Genomic DNA, 16,714 nt, shown 5'->3' on the forward strand with positions numbered 1-16,714 from the left:
AAGGCAGAGGCGGATCAATGACAACACCAAACGATACACTAGCCATCAGACCCGGCAACGCGGCTTCGGATGCGCCCGACCGGCTACCGCTGGCGGCGCTTCTGGCGCTGACCATGGCGGCGTTCATAACTATCCTGACTGAAGCGCTGCCAGCGGGCCTGCTTCCGCAAATGGCAGATGGCCTTTCGGTTTCCGAGGCGTTGGTCGGGCAACTCGTCACCATTTATGCCATTGGCTCGCTGGTTGCAGCCATCCCGCTGACGACCGCGACACAAGGATGGCGCCGCCGTCCGCTCCTGCTACTGGCAATTGGTGGTTTTGCCATCGTCAACACAGTGACAGCGATATCCGATAACTATGCCGCCACGATGGTTGCCCGCTTCTTTGCCGGGGTGTTCGCGGGCCTGCTCTGGGCGCTGGCGGCAGGGTATGCAGCCCGTATGGTTCCTGAGCACCTAAAGGGACGGGCCATCGCAATCGCGATGGCGGGAACGCCGATTGCGCTTTCGCTTGGTATTCCTGCTGGCACCTTACTCGGCGCGACAGTTGGTTGGCGTGCCACCTTTGGTCTTATGAGTGTGCTGACCGTTGTCCTCATATTCTGGGTCTTGGCGAAGGTGCCTGACTATCCCGGTCAGGCACGCGGTAAGGGCTTTTCCATTGGGACGGTCTTCATGTTGCCGGGTATCCGATCGGTGCTGTTCGTGACGCTCGCCTATGTCCTCGCCCACAACATTCTCTATACATATATCGCCCCGTTTCTCGTGCCTGCGGGCCTCGCTGATCGGGTGGATCTTGTGCTGCTGGTCTTCGGTATGGCCGCAATCGTCAGTATATGGATCGTCGGCATATTGATTGATCGATGGCTGCGCGAACTGGTGCTGGCAAGCACAGTCCTGTTCGGACTTTCCGCTCTGGCCCTCGGTGTTGCCGGAACCTTGCCGTTGGTGGTCTATATGTCCGTGGCGATTTGGGGGCTGGCCTTCGGTGGGGCCGCGACCCTGTTCCAGACGGCTTCAGCAAAGACGGCTGGCAAGGCGACTGATGTGGCACAGTCCATGATCGTAACAGTCTGGAATACCGCAATTGCAGGTGGTGCGATCGCTGGCGGCCTGTTGCTTGAAACCTTCGGTGTGTCTTCTTTCTCGTGGGGTGTGCTGGCATTACTTGTTGCCGCACTGGTTGCCGCCTGGGCAGCGCGCACACACGGTTTCGCGTCCTCGCGGAAAACCGATCGGCAAAGTACGAGCATAAACACCAGCAATGGCCGTTGAAGCCATGCGAAGGTTGAAGATATCGGTGCAGAACGAGCCATTGCGGTTGCTGCATCGTCGCATCCCGATGGCTGCTCTGATTCAGGCGCTCGCCGTTGCCGAATATCTTAGCTTCCACCGCGCCGCTCTGGCGCTCGGCACCAGCCAGTCGAGCGTCAGCACCCGGATCAAGGCGTTGGAGGCGGACCTTGGCATCATTTTGTTTGATCGCAACACGCGCGGTGTCCGACTGACCAAAGCGGGACGCTGCTTTGTCGGTCAGGTTGATGACGCCTTGGGTATCCTCGATCATGCGATCAAAACCGCCGGGATGCAGGCGCGCGGCGAGGACGGCGAGCTTCGGATCGGCATTCATGCCTTAACGGCGGGCTGCTTTCTCCACCGCCTGCTGGAGCGGTTCCACGACAATCATCCTGGCGTCCGCCTGCACATTACCGAAAGCACCGCACACCACGCGCAGTTCATGGTGCGCGAAGGCAGGCTCGATGTCGCTTTCATGGCCTGCACGCACGAGATCCCCGACCTCAATTCCCGAGTGATCTGGCGCGACCGCCTGATGGTGGCATTACCGCCAATGCACCCTCTGGCGGCACAGATAGATGTTGAATGGCGGCAGCTTGCACAAGAAACCTTCCTTGTTCGCCAAGGCGGCTCCGGCCCGCAGGTTCACGGCTTGATCGTGGCACGCTCGGCCGGGAAATGGCCGGTGCCGTCGATCCAGCGTTTCGATGTCGGGGGCAGCGCGCTCTTGTCGATGATTGCGGCCGGGCATGGGATTTCGCTTTTCGTCGAGGAGATGACGACAGCCGTTGTCGCAAATGTTGCCTTCCTGCCGATCCGTGATGAGCCTGAAACCGTCGCCTTTTCGGCTGTCTGGGCGCCGCGCAACCGCGATCCTGCACTGGTGAACCTGCTGACTCTGGCGTCAAAAGCGAGCCGCGCGTACCCGAAATCTGATTCGCGGTAGCTCTCAACGAACAGTGCCAAAATGGTGCCGTCGCCACCTATCCGAATTACCGCCGATAGTATCCGGCGGCCCTACGGATGCACTTTTGCTGTTGCTCCACCCACAATTGCCCATTCTCTGATCGGCTCTGTCACTCTTGCTGATTGGAGCCACGATGCGCGGAGGCAGAATACTCTGGGGTCAGATCACCGTCGTCTTCACCATCGTTCTGATGATGACTTGGGCTGCGACGCAATGGGTGGCGTTCCGGTTCGGCTTCCAGCCACAGCTTGGAAGCCCCTGGTTCGATCTGGCGGGCTGGTCGGTTTATTATCCGCCAGCGTTCTTCTGGTGGTGGTTTTCCTTCGACGCCTATGCGCCCGCGATTTTCATCGAGGGTGCGATTATCGCCGCGTCTGGTGGGTTTCTTGCGATTGCCGCCGCCATCCTCATGTCGATCATCCGCGCGCGCGAAGCCTGCAACGTCGCCACCTACGGTTCGGCGCGATGGGCCGAGGATCGCGAAATCCATGCAGCCGGGCTGCTTGGCCCCGATGGTGTCCTGCTCGGTCGCCATCGCCAAGACTATCTGCGTCATGACGGACCCGAACATGTGTTGTGCTTTGCGCCCACGCGGTCGGGCAAGGGCGTCGGGCTGGTCGTGCCGACACTGCTCACCTGGCCGGGAAGCTGCATCGTCCATGACATCAAGGGCGAGAACTGGACCTTGACGGCAGGGTTTCGGGGAAAGCATGGTCGCGTTCTGCTGTTCGATCCGACCAATGCGAAGTCGTCAGCGTACAACCCGCTGCTGGAGGTGCGGCAGGGCGAGTGGGAGGTGCGCGACGTTCAGAACATTGCGGATATACTGGTCGATCCCGAAGGCAGCCTCGACAAGCGCAACCATTGGGAAAAGACCAGCCATAGCCTGCTCGTCGGCGCGATCTTGCACGTCCTCTATGCCGAGCAGGACAAGACGCTGGCGGGTGTAGCCAACTTTCTGTCCGATCCGCGCCGACCGGTTGAAGCCACGTTACGCGCGATGATGGGCACGCCGCATCTGGGCGAGGCAGGCGTTCATCCGGTCGTAGCCTCATCCGCGCGCGAGCTGCTGAACAAGAGTGAGAATGAACGTTCCGGCGTTCTCTCGACCGCCATGTCGTTTCTCGGCCTCTACCGCGACCCGGTTGTGGCGCGTGTCACAAACCGTTGCGATTGGCGCATTGCCGATCTGGTCGGCAGCCCACAGCCGGTCGCGCTCTACCTTGTTGTTCCGCCGAGCGACATCAACCGCACCAAGCCGCTGATCCGGCTCATCCTCAACCAGATCGGACGCAGGCTGACCGAGGAACTGACACTCTCCGGCAAGAGGCATCGCCTGCTTATGATGCTGGATGAGTTTCCGGCATTGGGCAGGCTCGACTTCTTTGAATCTGCGCTCGCGTTCATGGCCGGTTACGGCCTCAAATCCTTCCTGATCGCCCAGAGCCTGAACCAGATCGAGCGTGCCTATGGGCCGAATAATTCGATCCTCGACAATTGCCATGTGCGCGTCGCCTTCGCCACAAATGATGAACGCACCGCCAAGCGCGTGTCGGACTCGCTCGGCACCGCGACCGAGTTGCGCGATTCCACCAACTATGCCGGGCATAGGCTGGCCCCGTGGCTGGGGCATCTGATGGTCTCGCGGCAGGAAACCGCGCGGCCGCTGCTGACACCCGGCGAGATCATGCAGCTTCCGCCAACCGACGAAATCGTCATGGTGGCGGGCACGCCGCCGATCCGGGCGCAGAAGGCGCGCTATTTCGAGGATGCCCGATTACAAGAGCGCATCCTGCCGCCGCCCGACCTGGCAGCCGCATCGACGGCCGCGCCGTCAGCGCCAACCGACGACTGGACAAGCCGTGTCGTCTTGCCAGCAAAGAGGCCCACAGCAACCACCGCAAGCGGCACCGAGGCCGATCCGGACAATGCCGGTATCCGCCGCGAGCCCGAATTGCCCGAGCATGAGGAAATCGTTCCGCCGCCGCCATCGCCCGCTCAGGAGTTCGACATTCTGGACGACGAACCGGACGTTGATGCGGCAATGGCCCGCGCGCTGCGCTCGCGCATGCGGATGGTCGCGCGGCAGGCGTCCATGAACCTCGATGACGGCATTGAGCTTTGAAGGAGAGGCAATGAGACCCCGCACACGCATGAACGTCTATTTCGACCCGGAACTGCTCAAACAGGTCGAGGCCCTGTCGCTGCGCCGACAGGTCTCGAAGTCCGCAATTATCGAGGCGGCGGTCGCCTCCTTCCTGTCGGGCGACACATCGGATCGGCTGGAAGCGGCCATGTCGCGCCGGCTGGACAGGATCAGCCGCCAGATCGACACGCTCGACGAAGACCTCGCCATCCTCGGCGAAATCATTTCGCTGTTCATCCGCTTCTGGCTGACGACCACCCCGCCGCTGCCCGACAACGCCAAACAGTCCGCCCGCATCAAGGGGAATGAACGGTTCGAGGGCTTCATGCTGAGCCTTGGCCGCAGGCTGGCTACCGGGGACAGGTTTTTGAAAGAACTGTCGCGCGACGTCGAGCCGGATAGCGATGCGGCCCCGGACCCAAGCTGACGATTCATCATAATCATCAGGAACCTATGTTGGCAGCCGCCAATGCAATCCCGAAGCCGACCAGCAGGACGCCGAAAGTCCGGTCGATCCAATGGCGCACGCCGAAAATCCGCTTCTGGATACGCGGAGCGCCAAAGAACAGACTGACAGCGGAAAACCACACCACATGAGCCAGCGAGATGAACAGCCCGTAGGCAATCCGTGTCGCCAGCGGCGTATCCACCTGAATGACCTGCATGAACAGGCTGACGATGAAGATGGTGGTCTTCGGGTTCAATACGTTCGTCAGGAACCCTATCCGTAGGGCCCCAAGATCAGACAGGGTCTTTTCGTTCGTCGCAACCGGACCCTCTACCTTGGAGCTGAACAGCATCTTCGCGCCCAGCGAGACCAGATAGGCCGCGCCAACCAGCTTCATAATGTTGAACAGGCCCGGTGACTCGCGGATCAGCACCCCGATGCCGAGCAGCGTATAGCTGACATGCACCAGCACACCCAAGCCGATGCCGAGCGCGGTCAGAATGCCCGCGCGGTGGGAGAGCGACAGCGAGTTGCGCGACACCATGGCGAAGTCCGGCCCCGGGCTGATAACGGCGAAGATGGTGATGACGGCGAGCAATTCGGCCATAGGCGCATCCTTTCGGTTTTCCCTTTGCGTAACGCGGTGATGACGACGGCAAAAACGATGACTTCTGACAGAATGTGTGAGAATAAATCACCTATGAGACAGCACATCACATCGCTCCCCGCGCTCGCCTGCTTTCGGGTTGCTGCCGAGCTTGAGAGTTTCAGTAAGGCAGCGGATCGCCTGAGTCTGACGCACGGCGCTGTCAGCCGGGCGGTACGGCTGCTTGAGGCAGACCTTGGCACGTCCCTGTTCGAGCGCCGCAATCGTGCGGTTTTTCTGACAGATGCGGGGCGCAGGCTGTCGCAGGTGGTTGCGCGGGGTCTCGGCGAGATCGAAGAGGAAGCGCAGCGCATCAAAGCCGAATACGCCAACGCGCCCGTCACAGTGTCGTGCGAGCCGACCCTGATGATGCGCTGGCTCATCCCCCGGATGCCGCAATTCCACGCCGCGCATCCGGCCGCCGATGTCCGCCTGCTGGCGGGCGGCGGGCCGGTGTCCCTCGGATCGGGCATAGACCTTGCCATCCGCCGCAATGACTTCACCTGGCCGGAAACCTACCTTGCGCAGCACCTTTTCGATGAGCGGATAGGCCCGGTCTGCCGCCCCGACAAGGCTGCGGCCTTCTTCGATTCCGACCGGATAAATGCGGCGACCATGCTGCTGCATACGCGCACGCGGCCCTCAGCCTGGACGACATGGGCCGAAATCGCTGGCGAAACTTCTCCGGCCAATCCCGGACAGGATTTCGAGCATTTCTATTTCAGCCTGCAAGCGGCCGTCGCGGGCCTGGGTGTCGCAATCGGGCCGTGGCATCTTGTTCAGGACGATATTCGCGCGGGAATGCTTGCCGCGCCCAAAGGCTTCCATGTGGATGGAAGCGCGTATTTCGTGCTTTCGGCGCGAGAACCGGAAAGCGACTCGCCAGCCGCCGTATTTCGACACTGGCTGGCCAATCTGGCGTCCGGGGAAACACAGGCATAACCGCCGCCGCCACTTCAACCCATCCTATTCGCCGCCGTTCCCCGCTGATGCCCGCGCGCTCGTAAATACTTGTTGAAGCAGTCCAATTTCGGGCTTTCTTAATCAACCTCGATGCGGGGACCGTCTGTCGCGCCCCGCGAGAAATCGGGGCCTGGATGACTGCCACACACCACAGACCGGAGGCGATTCAGCGCGGCGCACGCATGTTGCGCACCGCGCTCGGCCCCGCCATTGCCCGGCTGCTCGAAGACCCGGCCGTGGTCGAGGTGATGTTGAACCCGGACGGGTGGTTGTGGGTCGACCGCCTGCCTGAAGGGCTGTCCGAAACTGGTGAGCGCCTGTCAGCTGCCGATGGCGAACGCATCGTGCGGCTGGTCGCGCATCATGTCGGTGCAGAAGTCCATTCGCGTAGTCCGCGCGTCTCGGCCGAACTGCCGGAGAGCGGCGAGCGGTTTGAAGGTCTACTGCCGCCGGTTGTCGCCGCGCCGGCCTTCGCCATCCGCAAGCCCGCCGTCGCTGTGTTCACGCTCGACGATTACGTCGCCGCCGGCATCATGTCCGCCAATCAGGCTTTGAGCCTGCGCGTGGCCGTTTCCTCGCGCGCCAACATCCTCGTGGCTGGCGGCACCAGCACGGGCAAGACCACGCTGACCAACGCGCTGCTCGCCGAGGTGGCGAAGACGCAGGATCGCGTCGTCATCATCGAGGATACGCGCGAGCTGCAATGCGCCGCGCCGAACCTTGTGGCAATGCGGACGAAAGATGGTGTGGCGACGCTCTCCGATCTGGTCCGTTCCTCGCTGCGCCTGCGCCCCGACCGCATCCCAATCGGCGAGGTGCGCGGCCCCGAAGCCCTCGACCTCCTGAAAGCCTGGGGAACAGGGCATCCCGGCGGCATTGGCACCATCCATGCCGGTTCCGGCATCGGCGCGCTGCGTCGTCTCGAGCAGCTAATCCAGGAAGCGGTCGTCACCGTCCCGCGCGCCCTGATCGCGGAAACCATCGACCTTGTTGCCGTCCTTTCCGGGCGCGGTTCCGCGCGCCGGTTGGCCGAACTCGCCCACGTCGAAGCGCTGGGGCCGGACGGCGACTACCGCGTCACGCATTCCATCCCTTTGGCAATCCCCACCAGCACAGGAGAATCTTCATGATCCGCACGCTCACGCGCGGCTATCGCCGCATGGCGACCGTCGCATCCACCCTTGCCATCAGCATCATGCTCGCGCCGGTCGCCCATGCGTCCGGTTCATCAATGCCGTGGGAAGCGCCGTTGCAATCCATCCTCCAATCCATTGAGGGGCCGGTCGCCAAGATCATCGCCGTCATCATCATCATCATGACTGGCCTGACGTTGGCCTTCGGCGATACGGGTGGCGGTTTTCGCAAGCTGATCCAGATCGTGTTCGGCCTGTCGATTGCGTTCGCCGCGTCGAGCTTCTTCCTGTCGTTCTTCTCGTTCGGCGGCGGGGCGCTCATCTGATGGCGGCGGGCCTCGAACAACTCGATGCGGTGCCGGGATTTTTGGTCCCGGTCCACAGGGCGCTGACCGAGCATATCCTGCTCGGCGGTGCTCCACGCTCCATCGCCATCATGAACGGGACGCTTGCCGGGGCCGTGGGCCTTGGCCTGCGTCTCTGGCTGGTCGGCATCGCTATCTGGGCGGTCGGGCATTTTCTGGCGGTCTGGGCGGCAAAGCGCGATCCGCTCTTTGTCGAGGTGGGGCGCAGGCATCTGCGTATCCCGGCATTTCTGTCGGTGTGAGGGACGTCCATGATGAACCTTGCCGAATACCGCCGCACCGCTGCGCGTCTCGCCGACTATCTGCCTTGGGCTGCGCTGGTCGGCTCGGGCGTTGTCCTGAACAAGGACGGTTCGTTCCAGCGCACAGCCAGGTTTCGCGGTCCCGATCTGGATTCCGCTGTCGCTGCGGAGGTGGTCGCTGTCGCCGGACGCATTAACAATGCCGTGCGACGTCTCGGCGCCGGCTGGAGCATCTTCGTCGAGGCGCAGCGCTCAGCTGCTGCGACCTATCCCGACAGTACCTTCCCTGACACCGCATCTGCGTTGCTTGACGCTGAACGGAAAGCTGCCTTCGAGGAGGCCGGGGCGCATTTCGTATCCGGCTATTTCCTGACCATCCTCTGGCTGCCACCCGCCGAGGACGCCGCGCGCGCCGAAACCTGGCTCTATGAGGGCCGCGAGCAATTCGGCGTCAATCCATGGGAGCTGTTGCGCGGCTTTGTGGATCGCACCGACCGCATCCTGGCGCTGCTCGACGGTTTCATGCCGGAGTGTCGCTGGCTCGATGACACCGAGACGCTGACCTACCTGCATTCGACGGTATCCACGAACCGGCATCGCCTCCGCGTGCCCGAGGTACCGATGTATCTCGATGCTTTGCTGGCTGATCAGCCTCTGACCGGCGGGCTGGAGCCGCGGCTCGGCGATCAGCACCTTCGCGTGCTGACCATCACCGGCTTTCCGACCGCGACAACACCCGGACTGCTCGACGAGATGAACCGGCTGGCCTTCCCGTATCGGTGGAGCACGCGGGCGATCCTGATGGACAAGACTGACGCAACCCGGCTGCTGACCCGCATCCGGCGCCAATGGTTCGCCAAGCGCAAGAGCATCGCCGCGATTCTCAAGGAGGTGATGACCAACGAGCAGTCCGCGCTCGTGGACACCGATGCCGCGAACAAGGCCGCCGATGCGGATATGGCTTTGCAGGAACTCGGGGCGGACGTGGCGGGCATGGCCTATGTCACCGCGACCGTCACGGTCTGGGATGCTGATCCGCGTATCGCCGACGAGAAACTGCGGTTGGTCGAGAAGATCATCCAGGGCCGCGACTTCACCGCCATGGCCGAGAACGTCAACGCGGTGGACGCATGGCTCGGATCGCTTCCGGGGCACGCCTACGCGAACGTGCGGCAGCCGCCCATCAGCACTTTGAATCTCGCCCACATGATCCCGCTTTCGGCGGTGTGGGCGGGGCCGGAACGGGACGAGCATTTCGGCGACGCTCCATTGCTTTACGCCAGGACCGAAGGCTCCACCCCGTTCCGGTTATCCCTTCATGTCGGCGACGTGGGCCACACCCTCGTCGTCGGCCCCACGGGTGCAGGCAAAAGCGTGCTGCTTGCCCTCATGGCCTTGCAGTTCCGCCGCTACGAGCTTTCACAGGTCTTCGCCTTCGACTTCGGCGGCTCGATTCGCGCCGCAGCCCTCGCCATGGGAGGCGACTGGCACGACCTCGGCGGCGGGCTGACGGATGGGGCGGACAATTCCGTTTCGCTTCAGCCGCTTGCCCAGATCGACGACGCTTATGAACGGGCATGGGTCGCTGGCTGGCTGGGCGCGATCCTCATGCGCGAGGGCATCGCGATCACGCCCGAGGTGAAGGAACATATCTGGACGGCGCTGACCTCGCTGGCCTCTGCGCCGGTCGGGGAACGCACCATCACCGGCCTTGCGGTTCTGCTGCAATCCGGAGAGCTGAAACAGGCGCTCCGCCCATACTGCATCGGCGGTGCCTATGGGCGGCTGCTGGATGCAGAGGCCGAACATCTGGGTTCGGCGGATGTTCAGGCGTTCGAGATCGAGGGGCTTGTCGGAACCGGCGCGACCCCGGCTGTCCTGTCCTACCTGTTCCATCGCATTAGCGACCGGCTCGACGGCCGGCCCACGCTGCTCATCATCGATGAGGGCTGGCTTGCACTCGATGACGAGGGGTTCGCCAGCCAGCTTCGTGAATGGCTCAAAACGCTGCGCAAGAAAAACGCCTCCGTCATCTTCGCCACGCAAAGCTTGTCCGACATTGATGGAAGCGATATCGCGCCTGCGATTATCGAGAGCTGCCCGACGCGGCTTCTGCTGCCGAACGAGCGCGCCATCGAGCCGCAGATCACCGCCATCTATCGCCGCTTCGGTTTGAACGACCGACAGATCGAAATCCTCGCACGGGCCACGCCGAAGCGGGATTACTACTGCCAGAGCCGCAGGGGAAATCGCCTGTTCGAGCTTGGCCTGTCCGAAGTCGGGCTCGCGCTCTGCGCTGCATCCTCCAAATCCGATCAGGCCGCCATCGAGCGCATCCACGCTGAGCATGGCCGCGAGGGTTTCCTCGCCGCCTGGCTGCGTGAGCGCGGCGTGGATTGGGCCGCGGATCTGATTCCGGACCTCACCAATCTCGCAACCGAAAGTAAGCCCCTACCGCTCACGGTTCCCGAGAGCGGCGACATCAGACACACCCCGGAGGAAAAGGAGACGACCCCATGACAATCAAAATGCCCCGGATCACGCGTATGGTGAGCGCCTCAGCGCTGGCGATTGCGCTTGCCTCACCCCTGGCGCTGGCCCCGGTGTTCATGACACCAGCCCATGCGTTCTTTGGCTTCGGTCGCATCGTTTATGACCCGACCAACCACGCAGAGAACCTGTTGACCGCTGCCCGGACGCTGGAACAGATCAACAACCAGATCACCTCGCTCCAGAACGAGGCGCAGATGCTGATCAACCAGGCCCGCAACCTCGCGAGCCTGCCTTACTCGTCACTTCAGCAACTCCAGCAAAACGTCCAACGGACCCAGCAGCTTCTGGGGCAGGCCCAGAACATCGCTTTCGACGTCCAAAGCATCGACCAGATGTTCCAGCAGGACTACGGCAACCTGTCTCTGACAGTGACCGACGCCCAAATGATCACTGATGCGCGCTCGCGCTGGGAGAATACAGTCGGAGGCTTGCAGGATGCCATGCGGGTGCAGGCCGGTGTGGTTGGCAATATCGACAGCAACCGTACGCAGATGTCGGAGCTTGTCGGCCATAGCCAAGGGGCGACCGGTGCGCTTCAGGCAACGCAGGCCGGCAACCAGCTTCTCGCTCTTCAGTCGCAACAGCTGTCCGACCTGATTGCGGTCATCTCGGCCAATGGACGGGCGGAGGCCTTGTCGGAGGCGGAGCGCGCCACGGCCGCCGAACAAGGGCGCATCCAGCGCGAGCGCTTTCTGACGCCCGGCAGCGGCTATCAGCCGGGCATTGCGCGGATGTTCAACCGCAGCATCAACTGACCGGGAGGCACGCCATGGATGGCAAGATGCTGGCCCGACTCGGGCCCGTGGTATTCATCGCCATCGCCTTGACAGTGACCGCCATCGAAATGGCGCGGAAGGACGAACCTTCCGCGCCCCGTCCTGCGCCAGCTCTTCAACCGTCGGCCGATCCGCTGCGCGAGAGCCTGCGCCGTTGCCAGCAACTGGGAGAGGCCGCAGTGAGCGATCCCGACTGCCTCGCCACCTGGGCAGAAAGCCGCGATCGCTTCCTTGGCCGCAACGAGGCGCGCTGAGCATGGGCAACACCGGCGTCATCGACAATTTTCTGGGAGTTTTCACCTCCTATATCGACAGCGGTTTTGGCCTGCTTGGCGGCGAAGTGGCGTTCATCGCCACCACCCTGATCGTCATCGACGTGACGCTGGCTGCGCTGTTCTGGGCCTGGGGCGCGGATGACGACATTATCGCCCGGCTGATCAAGAAGACCCTGTTTGTCGGCGTCTTCGCCTACATCATTTCCAACTGGAACACTCTTGCCCGGATCGTCTTCGACAGCTTTGCTGGTCTCGGCCTTATGGCGGCAGGTAGCGGGTTTTCCGCACAAGATTTGATGCGGCCAGGCCGGGTGGCGCAGACCGGCCTCGATGCCGGTCGTCCGTTGCTCGACTCCATCTCCGACCTCATGGGCTGGATCGCGTTTTTCGAGAACTTCATCCAGATCGCCTGCCTGCTCTTCGCCTGGGCACTGGTGGTGCTGGCCTTCTTCATCCTCGCCATCCAGCTCTTCGTCACTCTGATCGAGTTCAAGCTGACCACTCTCGCGGGCTTCGTGCTGATCCCCTTCGGTCTGTTCGGCAAAACGGCCTTCATGGCCGAGCGGGTGCTCGGCAATGTCATCTCATCCGGCATCAAGGTGCTGGTGCTCGCCGTTATCATCGGTATCGGCTCGACGCTGTTCGGCCAGTTCACCGCAGGCTTTGGCGGAGTAACGCCGACGATAGACGACGCGATGGCAATCGTACTGGCGGCGCTTTCGCTACTCGGGCTCGGCATCTTTGGTCCCGGCATCGCCACCGGCCTTGTTTCGGGTGGCCCGCAACTGGGCGCGGGCGCAGCTGTGGGGACTGGCCTTGCTGCTGGCGGCATGGTGCTGGCGGGTGGTGCGGCCGCAGGTGGCGCGGCCATGCTCGGCGCGAAAGGTGGCGCTGCGGCTCTGTCAGGCGGAGCCGCAGCCGTTCGTGGCGGGGCAACCGCCGCAGGGGCGGCCTCTGCCGCCTACAGCCTCGGCTCGCTCAGTCAGACTGGAGCTGCCGGTATTGCCTCCGGGCTTGGCGGCGTCGCCCGCGCAACAGGATCGGCTGCCATCTCGCCCCTCAAACGTGCCGCCGCTCAGGCATCCCAGACCGTCAGTTCCAGCTTCTCCGAGGGCGCAAAGGCCGGGTTCGGTGCGAGCGGCGGCACCTCCACCATGAACAATGTCGGTGGTGACGTGGGAGCTTCCGCTGCGGTTTCATCAGCCTCAACTGCGGGCACGCCGCCCGCCTGGGCGCAGCGGATGCAGCGCTCTCAGGCGATGAACCACGGGACGACCATGGCCGCGCACGCCGTCCGCTCCGGCGACAGCCACGGTGGCGGCTCCTCCGTCAACCTTTCCGAAAGGGACCGCTCATGAACCTCTTCAGACGACCTGCAACGCATTACGGCAAAACGCCGGAACCAGAGACTCCCTATCAGAAGGCTGCGCAGATCTGGGACGAGCGTATCGGCTCGGCCCGTGCGCAGGCGAGAAACTGGCGGTTCATGGCCTTTGGCTGTCTGATCCTTTCGGCAGGCTTCGCCGCTGCCCTTGTCTGGCAGTCGGCGCGCGGGACAGTGGTGCCCTGGGTTGTTCAGGTCGACAATCTCGGCCAGGCGCAGACCGTCGCCCCGGCGGCTGCCGATTATCGTCCCACCGATCCCCAGATCGCCTTCCACCTCGGCCGCTTCATCGAGCAGGTTCGCGCGATCCCCGCCGACGCCATCATTGTCCGGCAGAACTGGCTGCGCGCCTACGAGTTCACCACGGATCGCGGCGCAGCAGCCCTGAACGACTACGCCCGCGCCAACGACCCGTTCACCCGCGTCGGCCGCCAGCAGGTCGCCGTCGATGTGTCATCGGTGATCCGGGCATCGCCGGATTCCTTTCGCGTTGCCTGGACTGAGCGCCACTATGAGAATGGCCAGCTTTCCACAACCGAGCGTTGGATCGCGATCCTGACAATTGTCATCCAGACCCCGCGCGACGCCGAACGTCTGCGCGCCAACCCACTCGGCATCTATGTCAACGCGATTTCATGGTCACGGGAGATGAGCCAATGATCACCACCTCAGATTGTCGCCCCCTGCGGAGCCGTGAAGGTGTCATCAACGACATTCCCGGTGTTCAACACCTCGGCGGGCTCGAAGATCAGGATCTCCGCTTCTTCGTCGGCCGCTGTCCGGTGCTCGACGCCACGCGGGACGACGACGAACTCTCCCGGTCCCAGATCACAGATCCTGTCGCGGAACTCGACACGGAAACGTCCTTTCCAAACGAGGAACATCTCCTCGCAGTCGTCATGATGATGCCAGGGGAAGACACCCTGGACCTTGACGATCTTCACTTCCTGCCGGTTGAGGCTGGCGATCACTTTCGGACGCCAATGTTCCGAGAAAAGCGAAAGTTTCGTGTCAATACTGCCGGTCTGAATCATGTGCCCCGTTCTCCTAAAAGATTGTTTCGTCGTCCCTTTATGTATTCATGGGGTCTCGCGTTTGCCAGTTTGGTTCTGGCGGGCTGCGCGACCAATAGGACACCGCAATTCAGTTACGACGACGACGTGCCGCCGCTGCCCAGTGTCCAGATGGCCGCTGCCGATGACAGGCCGCGTCCGCTGCATACGCCCCCGGCCTGGACTGTCGGGCGCGGCGGCGCGGCTGCTGAAACGTCGGCTGGCCGTGTGGAGAACGCCAATGCTGCCGCACGTGTCGAGCCACGCCGGGAAGGTTACTACAACGCTATCCAGATCTACCCATGGAGCGAAGGCGCGCTCTATCAGGTCTATGCCGCCCCCGGCCAGATCACCAGTATCGCGCTGGAGCCGGGCGAGAGCTTGACCGGCGCGGGACCGATTGCAGCAGGAGATACTGCCCGCTGGATCATCGGCGACACCGAGAGCGGATCGGGAGCAAACCGTCGCGTCCATATTCTCGTCAAGCCGACCCGTCCTGACATCGCGACCAACCTTGTCGTGACCACAGACCAACGCACCTACATGATCGAACTGCGCGCCCGCGAAGCCCTTTATATGCCGTCCGTGGCATGGGCCTATCCCGCGCCGCCAGCCGGCCAGCGCCAGACCGTTCCGGCCGCGCCTGTCATTCCGGCCGAGGTCGGGCGCAACTATCGCTATGGGTTGACTGGTGACACGCCACCCTGGCGGCCGATCACCGTCTTCGACGATGGCCGCCGTGTCTATGTCATCTTCCCGCACGGCATCGTGCAGGGCGAAATGCCGCCGCTCTTCGTGCTCGGCGCCGATGGTGAGCCGCAGGTCGTTAACAGTCGTGTCCATCAGAATACCCTCATCGTGGACCGGCTGTTCGGCGCGGCTGAGTTGCGCCTTGGAAGCGGTAACCGGCAGCAAACGGTCAGGATCACACGCATCGAAGAGCAGCAGGCAACCACCCGACCCGCATCCACCGGAGGTTCGCGGTCATGACTGAAAACACTGACATTATGGACGCTACTGCCCCGATGCGGCTGCGTGCCGAGCCGCCGCGTGTTACCCGCCTGTCCCGCAAGATGCTGGCGGGTGTTGCTGCGGTCGCGCTTCTCGGCATCGGCGGAGCGCTGGTCTACGCGCTTCAGACCCGCGATGCCGGACAGGGCGGGGGCGAACTCTATTCGACCGAGAACCGGCCCACGGCGGATGGTCTGAACGAACTTCCGGGCGACTATACCGGCCCGGTTCTGGGGCCAGCGCTGCCCGGTGATCTCGGCCGCCCGATCCTCGATGCGCAGGAGCGTGGGCAACCGATTGCACCGCCCGCAATAATGACACCTGCCGTCGATCCGGAGGAAGAACGCCGCCGTGCCGAGGAAGAGGCTGCACGTCTCAGCAATGTGTTCTTCCAGTCCGGACCGCGCACAGGGACGCCAGCCGGAACAGCCGCAGGCCTTGCCGGTCTCGACCTTGGCGGGCAGCCGGCAACGCAGGATCGGCATTCGGCTTTCCTGAACGCCCCTGCGGACCGGCAGATCGTCGCCCCGGATCGCGTCGTGCCGCCTGCCTCGCCCTATATCCTGCAGGCCGGTTCGGTGATTCCGGCGGCACTCATCACCGGCATCCGTTCCGACCTGCCGGGCCAGATAACAGCGCAGGTGACCGAAAACGTCTATGATAGCCCGACCGGCTCGCTGCTCCTGATCCCGCAAGGCACGCGCATCATCGGGGAATACGATGACGGCGTGACCTTTGGTCAGCGCCGGGTGCTGCTCGTCTGGAACCGACTGATCCTGCCGGGTGGACGCTCCATCGTTCTGGAACGCTTGCCGGGCGCAGACGTCAGCGGTTACGTGGGTCTTGAGGATGGCGTCGATTATCATTGGTGGGATCTGATGAAGGCTGCCGGACTCTCAACGCTGCTTTCAGTCGGAACCGAGCTCGCCGCCAGCGACGAGGACCGCCTGATTCGCGCCATCCGTGACGGGGCGCAGGACACCATCAATCAGGCAGGTCAGCAGATCGTCCAGCGCCAGTTGCAGGTCGCGCCGACGCTCACCATCCGCCCGGGCTTCCCGGTCAGGGTCATCGTAACCCGCGATTTAGTTTTCGAACCAGCCGGAGGTTGACCATGACGAAATTGAAGCTGGGGCCGCTGTCCGACGACAAGCCCGTGAAGGTCACGGTAGAGCTGCCGGCGTCGCTTCACCGCGATCTGCTCGCCTATGCCGAGGTGCTAGCCCGCGAAACGGGGCAGCCCGCCGCCGAACCCGTGAGACTCATCGTGCCTATGCTGGAACGCTTCATCGCCACGGATCGCGGTTTTGCCAAGGCGCGGCGCGTGGAAAGGGGGAGTTGATCCCATCAACTCGGTGCTCCGCGCGTGTAGTCTTTCGATTGTCCTACCTTCTGGTTTCAAAGGGTCGGGTCGCCGATTTCAAATGGTCGGCACTTGACTTTCAATCGGTCAGGTGC

Annotated in this window: 17 protein-coding genes; 16 read left to right on the top strand and 1 reads right to left on the bottom strand. The window is 63.0% G+C overall.

From position 1 onward, the window contains the following. The first annotated feature begins 17 nt into the window (after positions 1 to 17). The 4 genes from PUT78_RS17485 to PUT78_RS17500 all read left to right on the top strand — a co-directional run bounded on the left by PUT78_RS17485 (position 18) and on the right by PUT78_RS17500 (position 4,835). Positions 18 to 1,274: an MFS transporter gene (locus PUT78_RS17485; RefSeq protein WP_274353566.1), complete on the top strand. Its 1,257-nt coding sequence runs from the start codon at positions 18 to 20 to the stop codon at positions 1,272 to 1,274. After that, entirely contained in the window at positions 1,264 to 2,241 is a 978-nt protein-coding gene (locus PUT78_RS17490) for a LysR family transcriptional regulator (RefSeq protein ID WP_274353567.1), read from the top strand. Before PUT78_RS17485 ends, PUT78_RS17490 begins: the two co-directional genes overlap by 11 nt. A gap of 154 nt (positions 2,242 to 2,395) precedes the next feature. After that, positions 2,396 to 4,387 carry a conjugal transfer protein TraG gene (locus PUT78_RS17495; protein ID WP_274353568.1) on the top strand — a complete coding sequence of 664 codons (1,992 nt, stop codon included), beginning with the start codon at positions 2,396 to 2,398 and terminating at the stop codon, positions 4,385 to 4,387. Between the two features lie 28 nt (positions 4,388 to 4,415). After that, a complete protein-coding gene (locus PUT78_RS17500; protein ID WP_476453968.1) occupies positions 4,416 to 4,835 on the top strand; it encodes a ribbon-helix-helix domain-containing protein in 420 nt (139 codons plus the stop codon). 16 nt (positions 4,836 to 4,851) lie between these two features. Here PUT78_RS17500 and PUT78_RS17505 read toward each other — a convergent pair whose 3' ends face one another. Continuing rightward, on the bottom strand, positions 4,852 to 5,463 hold the full coding sequence (locus tag PUT78_RS17505) for a LysE family translocator (protein WP_274353570.1): 612 nt from the start codon (positions 5,461 to 5,463) through the stop codon (positions 4,852 to 4,854). Between the two features lie 93 nt (positions 5,464 to 5,556). On the opposite strand from PUT78_RS17505, the gene PUT78_RS17510 reads away from it, so the two are divergent. The 12 genes from PUT78_RS17510 (at position 5,557) to PUT78_RS17570 (ending at position 16,598) form a co-directional block, all read left to right on the top strand. Beyond that, a complete protein-coding gene (locus tag PUT78_RS17510; RefSeq protein WP_274353571.1) occupies positions 5,557 to 6,444 on the top strand; it encodes a LysR family transcriptional regulator in 888 nt (295 codons plus the stop codon). Between the two features lie 203 nt (positions 6,445 to 6,647). After that, on the top strand, positions 6,648 to 7,595 hold the full coding sequence (gene trbB / locus PUT78_RS17515) for a P-type conjugative transfer ATPase TrbB (RefSeq protein ID WP_476453969.1): 948 nt from the start codon (positions 6,648 to 6,650) through the stop codon (positions 7,593 to 7,595). Next, positions 7,592 to 7,924: a TrbC/VirB2 family type IV secretion system protein gene (locus PUT78_RS17520; RefSeq protein ID WP_274353573.1), complete on the top strand. Its 333-nt coding sequence runs from the start codon at positions 7,592 to 7,594 to the stop codon at positions 7,922 to 7,924. Before trbB ends, PUT78_RS17520 begins: the two co-directional genes overlap by 4 nt. Beyond that, complete coding sequence (locus PUT78_RS17525; protein ID WP_274353574.1) at positions 7,924 to 8,205, top strand: VirB3 family type IV secretion system protein; 282 nt, start codon at positions 7,924 to 7,926, stop codon at positions 8,203 to 8,205. Before PUT78_RS17520 ends, PUT78_RS17525 begins: the two co-directional genes overlap by 1 nt. Before the next feature lie 9 nt (positions 8,206 to 8,214). Next, positions 8,215 to 10,725, top strand: coding sequence for a conjugal transfer protein TrbE (trbE, locus tag PUT78_RS17530; protein WP_274353575.1), 2,511 nt, complete (start codon positions 8,215 to 8,217; stop codon positions 10,723 to 10,725). Continuing rightward, a complete protein-coding gene (trbJ, locus tag PUT78_RS17535; RefSeq protein ID WP_274353576.1) occupies positions 10,722 to 11,513 on the top strand; it encodes a P-type conjugative transfer protein TrbJ in 792 nt (263 codons plus the stop codon). Before trbE ends, trbJ begins: the two co-directional genes overlap by 4 nt. Before the next feature lie 14 nt (positions 11,514 to 11,527). After that, positions 11,528 to 11,788 (top strand): putative entry exclusion protein TrbK-alt, encoded by a 261-nt coding sequence (gene trbK-alt, locus PUT78_RS17540; protein ID WP_274353577.1) that lies wholly within the window; start codon positions 11,528 to 11,530, stop codon positions 11,786 to 11,788. Positions 11,789 to 11,790: 2 nt separating this feature from the next. After that, positions 11,791 to 13,167: a P-type conjugative transfer protein TrbL gene (gene trbL / locus PUT78_RS17545; protein ID WP_274353578.1), complete on the top strand. Its 1,377-nt coding sequence runs from the start codon at positions 11,791 to 11,793 to the stop codon at positions 13,165 to 13,167. Further along, on the top strand, positions 13,164 to 13,853 hold the full coding sequence (gene trbF / locus PUT78_RS17550) for a conjugal transfer protein TrbF (protein ID WP_274353579.1): 690 nt from the start codon (positions 13,164 to 13,166) through the stop codon (positions 13,851 to 13,853). Before trbL ends, trbF begins: the two co-directional genes overlap by 4 nt. A gap of 413 nt (positions 13,854 to 14,266) precedes the next feature. Beyond that, positions 14,267 to 15,235 (top strand): P-type conjugative transfer protein TrbG, encoded by a 969-nt coding sequence (trbG, locus tag PUT78_RS17560; protein WP_274353611.1) that lies wholly within the window; start codon positions 14,267 to 14,269, stop codon positions 15,233 to 15,235. Then, positions 15,232 to 16,368: a TraB/TrbI/VirB10 family type IV secretion system protein gene (locus tag PUT78_RS17565; protein ID WP_274353580.1), complete on the top strand. Its 1,137-nt coding sequence runs from the start codon at positions 15,232 to 15,234 to the stop codon at positions 16,366 to 16,368. Before trbG ends, PUT78_RS17565 begins: the two co-directional genes overlap by 4 nt. A gap of 2 nt (positions 16,369 to 16,370) precedes the next feature. Further along, positions 16,371 to 16,598, top strand: coding sequence for a DUF2274 domain-containing protein (locus PUT78_RS17570; RefSeq protein WP_274353581.1), 228 nt, complete (start codon positions 16,371 to 16,373; stop codon positions 16,596 to 16,598). The last annotated feature ends 116 nt before the right edge of the window (positions 16,599 to 16,714 follow it).

The sequence above is a fragment of the Roseinatronobacter alkalisoli genome (genome assembly GCF_028745735.1).
GTDB lineage: Bacteria > Pseudomonadota > Alphaproteobacteria > Rhodobacterales > Rhodobacteraceae > Roseinatronobacter > Roseinatronobacter alkalisoli.

Excerpts from the sequence above, each read along its gene's own strand:
- PUT78_RS17485 (WP_274353566.1), top strand. The coding sequence starts at position 18 with ATGACAACACCAAACGATACACTAGCCATCAGACCCGGCAACGCGGCT.
- PUT78_RS17490 (WP_274353567.1), top strand. The coding sequence starts at position 1,264 with ATGGCCGTTGAAGCCATGCGAAGGTTGAAGATATCGGTGCAGAACGAG.
- PUT78_RS17495 (WP_274353568.1), top strand. The coding sequence starts at position 2,396 with ATGCGCGGAGGCAGAATACTCTGGGGTCAGATCACCGTCGTCTTCACC.
- PUT78_RS17500 (WP_476453968.1), top strand. The coding sequence starts at position 4,416 with ATGAACGTCTATTTCGACCCGGAACTGCTCAAACAGGTCGAGGCCCTG.
- PUT78_RS17505 (WP_274353570.1), bottom strand. The coding sequence starts at position 5,463 with ATGGCCGAATTGCTCGCCGTCATCACCATCTTCGCCGTTATCAGCCCG.
- PUT78_RS17510 (WP_274353571.1), top strand. The coding sequence starts at position 5,557 with ATGAGACAGCACATCACATCGCTCCCCGCGCTCGCCTGCTTTCGGGTT.
- trbB (WP_476453969.1), top strand. The coding sequence starts at position 6,648 with ATGTTGCGCACCGCGCTCGGCCCCGCCATTGCCCGGCTGCTCGAAGAC.
- PUT78_RS17520 (WP_274353573.1), top strand. The coding sequence starts at position 7,592 with ATGATCCGCACGCTCACGCGCGGCTATCGCCGCATGGCGACCGTCGCA.
- PUT78_RS17525 (WP_274353574.1), top strand. The coding sequence starts at position 7,924 with ATGGCGGCGGGCCTCGAACAACTCGATGCGGTGCCGGGATTTTTGGTC.
- trbE (WP_274353575.1), top strand. The coding sequence starts at position 8,215 with ATGATGAACCTTGCCGAATACCGCCGCACCGCTGCGCGTCTCGCCGAC.
- trbJ (WP_274353576.1), top strand. The coding sequence starts at position 10,722 with ATGACAATCAAAATGCCCCGGATCACGCGTATGGTGAGCGCCTCAGCG.
- trbK-alt (WP_274353577.1), top strand. The coding sequence starts at position 11,528 with ATGGATGGCAAGATGCTGGCCCGACTCGGGCCCGTGGTATTCATCGCC.
- trbL (WP_274353578.1), top strand. The coding sequence starts at position 11,791 with ATGGGCAACACCGGCGTCATCGACAATTTTCTGGGAGTTTTCACCTCC.
- trbF (WP_274353579.1), top strand. The coding sequence starts at position 13,164 with ATGAACCTCTTCAGACGACCTGCAACGCATTACGGCAAAACGCCGGAA.
- trbG (WP_274353611.1), top strand. The coding sequence starts at position 14,267 with ATGTATTCATGGGGTCTCGCGTTTGCCAGTTTGGTTCTGGCGGGCTGC.
- PUT78_RS17565 (WP_274353580.1), top strand. The coding sequence starts at position 15,232 with ATGACTGAAAACACTGACATTATGGACGCTACTGCCCCGATGCGGCTG.
- PUT78_RS17570 (WP_274353581.1), top strand. The coding sequence starts at position 16,371 with ATGACGAAATTGAAGCTGGGGCCGCTGTCCGACGACAAGCCCGTGAAG.